Below are 10,397 nucleotides of genomic sequence, written 5' to 3' on the forward strand. Positions count from 1 at the left end.
ACAGCTCCACAGAGCAACATTATTGGGGAATGCTATCAAAGAATCTCCTGTGTGGTCGGATAGTGTGATGACCAGGATTGCCGGAATCAGCCGATCAGGCGGGCAGGGTTAAAAGACGTAAATCGGTCGCGACCTGCCGGTTACCGGACAGTCCAGACCTGGGCACGCGAAATTGGTGCCGGAATGGCGACAAAGGGTCGGTTCTTCTTAGCGCCAAACCCCACAGCGTGGGACGCATCTGCCATTCCTTCGCCTCGTGCTCACCGATAGTTCTCTCGCCAAAGCCCGACATCCATGCGCTCATCGGCGCGTTCGCACTCGCGACACTTGAAGCTAGTGTCGGCTTCTCGCACCAAACCCTGTTCGAATTTGCGCTAGCCCGGAGCATCGCACGCGAGGCGGGCCGGCTGTCGAAGTTGGTCCTGGAGCGGCAAAGCTAGCTCTTCCTGCGGCTCAAATGATGGGCTGGTTTCACCTATCTACGCGCCACCGACATCAACGCCCATCTCGCGGAACTCGACCTGACATTCACGGTACCTCTTTCAACGAGGAAATACTCATAAATGTCGGGTCGGTCACGACCGTCTGCAGCCCTTTGAAAGGGCCATCTTGATTAGCGCTGCGTTCACATCCAGTTTCCGCCCCGCAGCTCTGCGCGTCATTGCGCTCTGCCTTTGCGCAGAATATCAAAAACGCGATATTTGCGACGCCTGCAAAGCCGCATATGGCCCTCGCCATAACGTTAAATCTGGGATCGGATTATTTTGATTTGGCCAAGCGCGTTTCAGAAGAAGCCACTGTAAAGGCGGCACCGCAAAAGCGACGCTTCGGTACGGATAAATCGGCCACCCGCGCCCAGTTGCTTGACGCGGCGCTGGCGCTGATGGTGGAGGAAGGATATGCTGCCGTAAGTGGTCGAAAAGTGGCGGCAAGGGCAGGATTGAATGCCTCGCTCATCCACTATTATTTCCCTACGTCCGACGACCTGCTGGTGGCTGCCTACAGGCGCGGTGCCGAACAAAGCCTCGAACGCCATCAGGCGGCGGCACAGTCGGATGACCCACTGCGTGCGTTATGGACGCTCAGCATCGACCCCAGCCGCACCGCCCTCGCCATGGAGTTTATGGCGCTGGCAAATCATCGGAAGGTCATAGGCGAAGAAATTGCGCGCTATGCCGAACATATCCGCGCCGTCCAGATCGCAGCGATTGAACGCTATCTGGCGAACAGCCCCATTAACCTTGGACCATGCACCGCCGGTGCAGCCACCGTCTGGCTGGCCGCTATGGCGCGATTGCTGGTGATGGAGGAAGGGGTCGGCATCCTGTCGGGCCATGACGATGCACGCCAGTTGATGGACTGGCTTCTCACAAGATTAAGCCACCGCCCCGACGATGAATCTCGTGGCGACGCGGAGCATACGGTGATTTCTTGACCGATACCACCATGCAAAGCTAAGCATGTGCTTAGCACAATGTGGGAGTGGCGGCTTTACGGCTGCCCAAAACGGGAGAGTGAGATGCCGATTGCGGAACCGGTCGCCTTCGAGGTCAGAAATCTGGCGCCGCGTATCGGCAGTGAAATCGTGATGGACGTGAAGACGCTGCTGAGCGGCGCTTGTTCGGCGCAAATCCGAGCATTGCTGGAGGAGCGCGGCGTGGTGGCCATTCGCGGCCTCAACCTGACCGACGACCAGCAGATAGCCTTCACCAAAACCATCGGCACGATCGTCGAGGAAAAGGCCTTCAAGATCACGATGGACCCCAGGGAAAATCCCGTAGCCGAATATATCAAGGGTGCGTTCTACTGGCATATTGATGGGACAATGGGCAACGTCCCGATCTTCGCTTCGCTGATGAGCAGCCGCAAATTGTCGGACACTGGGGGCCAGACCGAGTTTTCCAACACCTATGCGGCATATGATGATTTGCCCGAAGCAGAGAAAGTGGCGCTCGAAGAGCTCAAGGTCGTTCATATGTTCGAAGTGGCGCAGCGCTATGTGCAGCCTGAACCAAGTCATGAACTGCTGAAAAGTTGGCAGACATTCCAGCCCAACATACTGCCGCTGGTATGGACCCATCGGTCGGGACGTAAATCGCTGGTGCTGGGTTCCACGGCATCGCACGTCGAGGGCATGGATCTTCGGGAAGGCTGGGCATTACTGACCCGACTGCGCGATTATGCGACCCAGCCTCAATTTGTTTACCGGCATGAATGGACGCTCGGCGACCTCGTGATCTGGGACAATACAGGGACCATGCACCGTGCGTTGGCTTATGCGATGGACAGCGGGCGCATGATGCATCGCACGACCCTGGCCGGTGAAGAATCCTTCACCTGACATGAAGGGGAGGAGAGTGTGATGACAGCCAGTCCGGTAGCTGTAGTGACCGGTGCCAGCCGCGGCGCAGGGCGTGGAATTGCGATCGCCTTGGGCAGTCACGGATGCACCGTTTACGTAACCGGTCGGTCCGAGAAAGCAGGCGATCATCCGCTGCCCGGCACGATCTGGGAGACAGCAGATGCGGTGACGCAGGCGGGCGGCAAGGGCATTGCCGTTCGCGTCGATCATGCCGATGACTCGCAAGTGGAATCGCTGTTCGCCCAGGTTTTGCAAGCCGAAGGCCGTCTCGATATCCTCGTCAACAATGCGTGCGCTTTGCATGACGATCTGACCGCCCCCGGCAATTTCTGGGAAAAGCCGCTCGGCCTTGTCGAAATGCTCAATGTCGGCTTGCGCAGTGCCTATGTCGCCAGTGTCCATGCCGCCCCCCTGATGGTGGCCCAGCGGCACGGCCTCATCATGTTCACGTCCGCATCGGGTGCTGTCCATTATTCCTTTGGCCCTGCTTATGGCGCGCATAAGGCGGGAATGGACAAGTTCGCGGCGGACATGGCCGTCGATCTCCGGCCCTTCAACGTCGCTGCCCTGTCAATATGGATGGGTGCGCTGCTGACGGATCGCTTGCGCATGGTCATCGCCTCCGATCCGATCAAATACAGGGATCTGGAAGCGGCGACGGAAACGCCCGAATTCACGGGACATGCGATCTGGGCATTATATTCCGATCCTGCCCTGATGGACAGGAGCGGCCAAGCGGTGATCGGGGCCGAGATGGCAGTGAAATATGGCTTTGCCGATCAAGGCGGTCGACAGCCTCGTTCCTGCCGCGACACGCATCACATTGCGCCACGCCAGCAATATCCCCTGGTCTTGCGGTAGCGAAGAATAGCATTGAAGGAGGATCGCCATGGACGACATGCAATTGGCCCAACTGTGCCGTGACGTCGTATATCTGAAGGACAGGCTGGCGATCCAGGACATGATCGCACGCCACGCGCGCGGCCATGACCGGCATGACGTCGATCTGCTGACCAGCGCCTATCATGAGGATGGCGTCGACGAACATGGCCATGCCATCAACCCCGGGCCACTTTATGCCGAGTGGTCCAACGCCGTCCATGCCGCCGGTTCAGATCAGCATCTCCACAACATCACCACCCATCTTTGCGAAATCGATGGCGATGTCGCGCACTGTGAAAGCTATGTGATGGTGTCACTGCTTGACCGCGGCGCAAAGACGGCGCGGATCATTAATGGCCGTTACATTGATCGGGTCGAGCGCCGTGATGGCGAATGGAAAATCGCGTTGCGCCGCTCCACTGTTGATACACTGATCACAGGAGATGCCTCGATCCTTCAGCATCCCAAATTTATAGAACAGGGCTATGCGAAAGGTATGCGCGACAAAAGTGACGTCTCCTATCAAAGGCCAATATCGCTGGATACGCCTGTTACCATATGGTGATGCTGTTCGCTCACAATGTGATTGCTGCGACATATTCCCGTATTTTGTCGGTCAGAACTGATCGAACCTAGGCTGTTAGCCGACATAATACTATTGGCATTGGACGGTACGAAGGCTTCAACTAGCTGATTTCGGCTGGTCCTATTTGATAGCCGGAAGCCGCATTTTCGTTGCCGCTCAAGACACAGATCCGCGGGGATCGAACGACATAAAGGATTTGGCGATGACACGCTCTCTTAATGGCAAGGTCGCGGTAGTGACAGGTGCGGGATCGGGCATCGGCCGCGCTATCGCCATCCGCTTAGCCGAAGATACAGCGAAAATAGCAATATGGGACATTAATGCCGAAGGAGCAGCCGAAACCGGCAGACTGATAAAGGCGGCGGGCGGCACCGCCATCGCCATTGGTGTCGATTGTTCCGACAAGGCGGCGATCCACGCAGCAGCCGAGGAAACCCGCGCGCAGTTGGGGCCAGTTGCAATTCTCGTAAACAATGCCGGGATAGCCCCCTTCACGCCGTTCATGGAGGTTGAGCATGATCTGTTCGACAAGGTCATCTATGTCAATTTGCGTGGCCCTTATTTGGTAACCAAAGAAGTGCTGCCCGACATGCTAAGCGCCGAATGGGGTCGTGTGATCAACATCACCTCCTCCTCGGTCCAGTCTGGTTCCTTCGCGCAGGTCCATTATGTCTCTTCCAAGGGTGGCTTGATGGGCATGACCAAGGCACTAGCTCTGGAATTTGCCGCCAGCGGCGTGACGTTCAACATGGTGCCGCCCGGCTTCATCGACACGCCGATGATGCGCGCGGCACCGATCGATGTGGAAGCCTTCGCCAAGACATTGCCGATGAAACGCATCGGCAAGCCGGAAGATATTGCCGCCGCCTGCGCCTATCTGGCTTCCGAGGAAGCCAGCTACATCACCGGCCAGACGATCAGCACCAATGGCGGCCGCTATATGGGGTCGCATTAGCAGCCTGAACCGTCCAGGGTCGGTTGGAAGCGTTGGGTCGTGAATCACGCTGGCATATCGATGTTGCTCGCAACATCATAATATTGTTCTTCGGTTTCGGCAGGGGGATATTGTTGGCGGGCTCAAGCAGTCGGCGAGAGTTGAGCCAATCGACACATTCGAGGCTCGCGGATTCCATATCTTCGAAGGATCGCCACGGACCAGGGCTGTAGTTTCTCGAAACGAGCCTATCGTGCGTCTGCAAATAGTGGGCCTCAGGAAGACGTCTTTATCTACGGATTGGACGACGACCGGAAAAGCGGACCGTCGGTAACTCAGGATCGAAAATCATATGCTGAGCGTACAAGCTGTCGTGACGGAAAACATCAGCGATTTTCCGGCAAGAATTCTCGCACCCTTAAACTTGGAAGCGCGAACTGCCGACGAGTTCATTGCCGATACCATCGCGCTCGACGAAGGCAAGGCGGTTGCAGCGATCCGAACTCTGCGCGTTCGGCTGAAGCGTCCGGAAGTGTCGGCAGAAGATTGCCTACGGTCTCTAGAGGCTCATGGGCTGTTCGTCACCGCTTCGATCCTGAGTGGCCACGCCGATTCCATCTGAAGGCTTGTCCCGGTGCGCCGCTAGGTTTGCTGACAGTCCGCTCTCAAGCATCGAAAATTGACGGCTGGATGGCGGAAATAGGTCGATTAAACGAGTTGCGTGCTTCGCCTCACCAAAGGGTTGCGTGAGGAGTCGGCGTGCAGCCTAGTTTGCGGTTGCCTCCTTCGAAGGTTCCGCCTGAAAGTCGGCCATGATGTCGGGATAGCGGTCCAGAATCGCGCTGGCGACCCCGTTGGTCCAACCAAATCCATCCTGCAACGGATATTCGCCGCCGCCGCCCGGCCGCCGCTCCTCTACATCATATTTTTCCAGCATCTTGCCGGTTTGGGCATAGGCTGCCACAACCGTTCCCATCCAGCGGCCAGCGATATTGCGCGCGAGCGCTGTTTCGCCATTGCGGGCCAGGCCATCGATCGCCAACCATTGCAGCGGCGCCCAGCCATTGGGGCTGTCCCACTGCTGACCGGTACGGATGGGCGTGGTGCGAAGGCCTCCGCTGGCGAGCAGCGTCGTGCGGACGGTGGCCGAAACGGCCTTCACCTGTTCCGGCGAGGCCGCTCCTACGAACAGCGGATAGAGGGTGGCGGCCGAAACGATGGCGGTCGGCTTTCTGGCTATGCGGTTCCAGTCCGCATAGCGACCCTCATGCCCGACCCAGAGATAGCGGTCGATCGCTGCCTTTCGGCGCTTGGCCATCGCGGCATAATCCCCCGCGCAAACGGTGTCATTCGCAGCGCGGCAACGCGCCTCGATCCGCTGTTCCATTGCCAGCATCAGGCTGTTGAGGTCGACTGGCACGATGCCGGTGGTGTGGATGGTCGAAATCTTCTGCGGGTCGGTGAACCAGCGTGCGCTGAAGTCCCAGCCGCTCTCGGCGCCAGCACGCAGATGGCGATAGGTGACGGCCTTGGGTGCATGCGCCTGCGCAGCGGTGGCGACATCTTCGGCCCAGCTTTCATCGCGCGGCGTATCGCGATCGTCCCAATAACGATTGAGCAGGCTGCCGTCGGGCATCTTCACCACGCGGGCGCAGGCGCGATCCGCATCGAGGCAGGATGCGCCCTTCATCCAGAAATCATGTTCCTTGCGCAGCGCGGCCAGGCGACGGGCGGCCAGCGCGGGACTCTCGTCTTTCGACAGATCAAGCATCAGCGCATAGAAGGGCGGCTGAGAGCGACTGAGATAATAGGTCCGCATACCGTTTGGGATATGGCCCTGCGTTTCGATGGTCGCGGTGAAATCCACCAGCATCGATTCGATCAGCGGCTGCTGACCGTCCACCGCCAGGCCCAGCATGGTGAAATAGCTGTCCCAGTAATACATCTCGCGGAAGCGGCCGCCTGGAACGACGAAGGGCGCGGGCAACGGTAGCGCCGAACTGCCGACCTTGGACTCGACCGGCTGGCGGACAAGCGTGGGCCAGAGATTGCGGACATGGTCGCGCAGACCCACCGCATCATGGTCGTTGATGCCGGGAACGGCGAAATGCGCGAGTACGAACCGCGCAGCGCTTCCGTATCGCGCGGCTGCTGCTGGCGATAGGCGGCCATGATCGTATCCGGATCGGAACGCGGCGTCGCATCCACGAAGGTCTTGCCGTCGGAGAACAGCTTTTCCATCTGTACCCGCTCGAACAGCGGTGCATAGAGCTCAGCCGGGGAAGGTTGCGCCTGCGCTACGCACACCAGCATCAGACATGCGGCGGTGGCCGAAACGAACGAATGGATTTTCATCGTGTACCACCTCTCTTGCCCCGTATCGCATGCCCTGCTGTAATGGGGGCATCATATTATTAGGGTTTCAAGCTCAACCTCATCTACGACACCGCACATGCTTTGTAAGCAGCGCCGCGTCAGCGCCAGCCAACGGTTTATGGAAAGGGGTGACGGACGTTGCTGCCTATATTGGCGTCGTTGCGAGGCTGCTTCCCGGCATCTGGTAACGAATTGTCTCATTGTCAGCGCGGCGTGACAGCTAATTTTGCGGGTCACCCGCTTACGGTCAGTCGGAGCGCTGACTGCTAAGATGAGCAAGCGATGCCGGTTACGCGAATTTTGCGCGGGAACCACTGCCAAGGGCCGGAACCCAGCCACTGCTTATCAGTTCACCGTGCGAAAGGAGCTGGCCATGCCCCTGAAGCTCGACGGGTCGTGCCGCTGCGGCAAGATTCGCTTTACCGCCGACAGCCACGCACCAATACCGTTCATGCGGTGCTATTGTTCGATATGCCGGAAGACTGCAGGTGGCGGCGGATACGCAATCAACCTTCACGCCGACAAGCGAACCCTCAAGATCGAGGGTAAGACTGCGGTGTTCCACGCCGAGCTTGACGATGGTCAGGGCCGGTGCCGTGTCAGCACGAGTGAGCGGCATTTCTGCGCCGCTTGCGGCAGTGCGCTATGGGTCTTTAGCCCAGAATATCCCGAACTCTTTCATCCCTTCGCGTCGGCCGTCGATAGCGAACTGCCGAAGACCCCATCGTTGGTCCACATGATGCTCTCGTCGAAGGCCACCTGGGTCGAACCTGAGATCGGCCCGGACGATCAGTGTTTCGATGAATATCCAGACAACGCGCTGGAAGATTGGCACCGGGCGCATGATCTTTGGATCGATTAGCTTTTCCAAGGCTGCCAGTTCAGCGAAACATATGGTGCGGCCGAGTACGCCAGTCCTTCATAGATCGCGACGATCAGGCTGATCAACGACGGCAGCTTTCGCGCGGCGGAACAACTGAATGGAAGCGATCTTTCCGGCATTTTGGTTCACCGTGACCTGAAACTCCTTGGATGAGGGAATCTCGCCACGCCACCAAAGCCCGCTCGTTAGAGCGCCGAACCAAGGGGTTGATTGGCAAAAAAGGGTCGGCTTTCCTTTGACGCGTTCTTCATGCGGCCATCATGGACACAGGATATGTGTCATGGGATTATCAGAATTTGATCCCGCCGCTCGTGAGCGAGTATCGTGGAATGCCGAGCGCAAAGTCGGCGCGAAGCGAGCGCTCAAACATCGTCAGATCTGGGCGATCCGCTTCTTTCTCGATCAATATGGGCACGTCCCGGACCGCGCCCTCTTTGACCTCGCCATCGATAGCAAGCTGCGCGGATGTGACTTGGTCAATCATCTACAAGGCGACCCGCAATCTTCGTGCCGACCAGATCCGACTGGGTACACGAAGATCGAAAATATGGTCCGATACCTCGGAGTCGACGGGGAGGATGCTTTAACATTGGCAGAAGGCAATGAAATCTAAAATCGGCTGGTCCTGCGCCGTCGCGAGGAGCCAGAACCGGCTAGGCGACAATTATACGCCATTTTCGGTCATCTGGCATGCCGCTCCAAATGACCGAAATCCGTCTTTCGTTCATATTTCATACCGGTGTCCGCTCACGACGAAAACAGGACATGACATCTCTGGCTAACTGCATGAAAGATATCGCCGCAACTCACGATCTAGGTTCTCAGAGGAATATTCGAGATAGCAATTCGCTGCTCAGGATTCTCGACACCTGCGTTTCTCAGCGCCATAATGATCGCGTCGGCGACCATAACCGGATATTGTGATGGTCCGATAATTATCTTTTCCATCAGTGAATTGAGTTCTGCACCAACGAATCCTTCTTCGGGATAATCCTTGAGCGGGATTTTGTAAATCCTCTGTGGCAAGCCATTTATGCAAACGAACTCCCGCTTTACGTGGCTTTCGGCGTTGAAAATTTCGTCGCTGATATGCTCGGCATCAGGATTGGCGCTGTAGGTAATTCGCCATTCGCGCTCCTCGCTGAAACCGGGATGTTTCAACGCCAAGGCCGCATTGTCGATAAACCGCTGTAGATTTTGTTCAAACCAGCCGTCGGGCAATTGCTTCAAGGCTTCTGCATGTCGCTCCGCCCGCAGCAGTATGGAGCAATAAAGATGATTGAAATCGCCTTGCTCAACATAGGCGACAGGATTCGTGTAGGCTCCAATGACATTGGACGGAGCCATGAGCGCCTGCGAATTGAACACCATTGCCACGCCTACGCGATCCCGCCCGTAAGCGCGCCACATTGACAGACGACCATATTTTTCTTCGCCTTGGTCAGGGATCATGCCCGGTTTCACCTCGTGGGGGCCGTGCTCGGAGACAGAAATCAGGTAAGTAAAATGCCTACGTTGGGCAGCGCGCTGCTCAAAGAACTGCGCCAGTCTATCGTGCAGGCCCGGATTAATGGAATCGAGGACGCTACGAGACATTCTCGTCGCGTCAGAATCAGAATGAAAAACATTACGGAACAGCATTTCACCATAACCAATTTCGGAATAGTCGTTCATTGCTGAGCTATTTCTCAGCCAAACTTCTTTCTTAGCTATGATCGAAAGAGCCGCTTCCGCTGATGTGTAGTGGACAAATTTCCGGTGATTCTGCTTGGCATGTTCAATGATCGCCGCGCCGTCAGCGAATATGACTTCGGTCAGCAGCGCAATGATTTCTTCTTCAGCCATATCTCTTCCTCCAGCTATGCTGAAGATGTATTCAGCTTGGCGGCTTCTGCAACCATCTCGAACTAACGATCTGGAGACCGGGTGGGGGAGCGCGTTTCCATCATGGGCTGTCGCGGACGAACGGCAGCTATACAAACCTAATGTCGGGTGAGCCGCCATTCCGCTACCGGCCGGTCTTGCAGGGCTGCGCTGAGAAAGCGGATGGACAGCATCTAAGGATGAAAAATCGGTGCCTGAACGTCGTACAAGGGGCGATCACGGAATTGCGTAGGCGGTTTTTCTCCTGAACGGGGACCTAGACACCAACGACCGAAACTGGATAGAGCTTTGCCTTCAGCCCAGCCGAAATCACCCCGCAGAACTTCGGTGCGAGTCTAACCTGTCCCGTTCAGCTAGACGCTTATGTCGCCACAAAGCCAACGGGCGGCGCGCGCGTGATGAAATGACCCTTCACCCCGTCGGGCCATTGCGCATAGGGCACCTGCCCATCTTCGCTTTGTGCATAACCCACGGCATAGTCGAGGATGGC

At 57.2% G+C, this 10,397-nt stretch carries 9 protein-coding genes and 2 pseudogenes; 8 read left to right on the top strand and 3 right to left on the bottom strand.

The genetic code is table 11. From position 1 onward, the window contains the following. The first annotated feature begins 724 nt into the window (after positions 1-724). The 6 genes from J2W40_RS20185 (at position 725) to J2W40_RS20215 (ending at position 5,386) form a co-directional block, all read left to right on the top strand. Positions 725-1,435, top strand: a complete 711-nt coding sequence (locus J2W40_RS20185) for a TetR/AcrR family transcriptional regulator (protein ID WP_310227752.1) — start codon at positions 725-727, stop codon at positions 1,433-1,435. 39 nt (positions 1,436-1,474) lie between these two features. Then, the gene (locus J2W40_RS20190) at positions 1,475-2,341 is read left to right on the top strand and encodes a TauD/TfdA dioxygenase family protein (RefSeq protein ID WP_310227753.1); all 867 of its coding nucleotides are present in this window, start codon (positions 1,475-1,477) and stop codon (positions 2,339-2,341) included. A gap of 21 nt (positions 2,342-2,362) precedes the next feature. Continuing rightward, entirely contained in the window at positions 2,363-3,223 is an 861-nt protein-coding gene (locus J2W40_RS20195) for an SDR family NAD(P)-dependent oxidoreductase (RefSeq protein ID WP_310227754.1), read from the top strand. 28 nt (positions 3,224-3,251) lie between these two features. Continuing rightward, on the top strand, positions 3,252-3,809 hold the full coding sequence (locus J2W40_RS20200; RefSeq protein ID WP_310227755.1) for a nuclear transport factor 2 family protein: 558 nt from the start codon (positions 3,252-3,254) through the stop codon (positions 3,807-3,809). A gap of 223 nt (positions 3,810-4,032) precedes the next feature. After that, entirely contained in the window at positions 4,033-4,785 is a 753-nt protein-coding gene (locus tag J2W40_RS20205; protein ID WP_310227756.1) for an SDR family NAD(P)-dependent oxidoreductase, read from the top strand. Positions 4,786-5,116: 331 nt separating this feature from the next. Next, entirely contained in the window at positions 5,117-5,386 is a 270-nt protein-coding gene (locus J2W40_RS20215) for a VapC50 family PIN domain-containing toxin (protein ID WP_310227757.1), read from the top strand. 144 nt (positions 5,387-5,530) lie between these two features. Here the strand turns inward: J2W40_RS20215 and treF are convergent, their stop codons facing one another. Further along, positions 5,531-6,838 carry an alpha,alpha-trehalase TreF gene (gene treF, locus J2W40_RS20220; protein ID WP_310227758.1) on the bottom strand — a complete coding sequence of 436 codons (1,308 nt, stop codon included), beginning with the start codon at positions 6,836-6,838 and terminating at the stop codon, positions 5,531-5,533. 675 nt (positions 6,839-7,513) lie between these two features. On the opposite strand from treF, the gene J2W40_RS20225 reads away from it, so the two are divergent. After that, a complete protein-coding gene (locus J2W40_RS20225) occupies positions 7,514-8,002 on the top strand; it encodes a GFA family protein (protein ID WP_310227759.1) in 489 nt (162 codons plus the stop codon). Between the two features lie 301 nt (positions 8,003-8,303). Further along, positions 8,304-8,519 (top strand): annotated as a pseudogene (locus J2W40_RS20640) (tyrosine-type recombinase/integrase); the annotation flags it as partial. Between the two features lie 317 nt (positions 8,520-8,836). Here the strand turns inward: J2W40_RS20640 and J2W40_RS20235 are convergent. Then, complete coding sequence (locus tag J2W40_RS20235) at positions 8,837-9,868, bottom strand: DUF2971 domain-containing protein (protein ID WP_310227761.1); 1,032 nt, start codon at positions 9,866-9,868, stop codon at positions 8,837-8,839. 400 nt (positions 9,869-10,268) lie between these two features. Further along, positions 10,269-10,397 (bottom strand): annotated as a pseudogene (locus J2W40_RS20240) (metal-binding protein); the annotation flags it as partial.

Source organism: Sphingobium xenophagum, from assembly GCF_031457465.1.
GTDB lineage: Bacteria > Pseudomonadota > Alphaproteobacteria > Sphingomonadales > Sphingomonadaceae > Sphingobium > Sphingobium xenophagum_A.

What these genes read in the sequence shown, in the direction of transcription:
- J2W40_RS20185 (WP_310227752.1), top strand. Translation starts at nt 725, where the DNA reads ATGGCCCTCGCCATAACGTTAAATCTGGGATCGGATTATTTTGATTTG.
- J2W40_RS20190 (WP_310227753.1), top strand. Translation starts at nt 1,475, where the DNA reads ATGTGGGAGTGGCGGCTTTACGGCTGCCCAAAACGGGAGAGTGAGATG.
- J2W40_RS20195 (WP_310227754.1), top strand. Translation starts at nt 2,363, where the DNA reads ATGACAGCCAGTCCGGTAGCTGTAGTGACCGGTGCCAGCCGCGGCGCA.
- J2W40_RS20200 (WP_310227755.1), top strand. Translation starts at nt 3,252, where the DNA reads ATGGACGACATGCAATTGGCCCAACTGTGCCGTGACGTCGTATATCTG.
- J2W40_RS20205 (WP_310227756.1), top strand. Translation starts at nt 4,033, where the DNA reads ATGACACGCTCTCTTAATGGCAAGGTCGCGGTAGTGACAGGTGCGGGA.
- J2W40_RS20215 (WP_310227757.1), top strand. Translation starts at nt 5,117, where the DNA reads ATGCTGAGCGTACAAGCTGTCGTGACGGAAAACATCAGCGATTTTCCG.
- J2W40_RS20225 (WP_310227759.1), top strand. Translation starts at nt 7,514, where the DNA reads ATGCCCCTGAAGCTCGACGGGTCGTGCCGCTGCGGCAAGATTCGCTTT.
- J2W40_RS20235 (WP_310227761.1), bottom strand. Translation starts at nt 9,868, where the DNA reads ATGGCTGAAGAAGAAATCATTGCGCTGCTGACCGAAGTCATATTCGCT.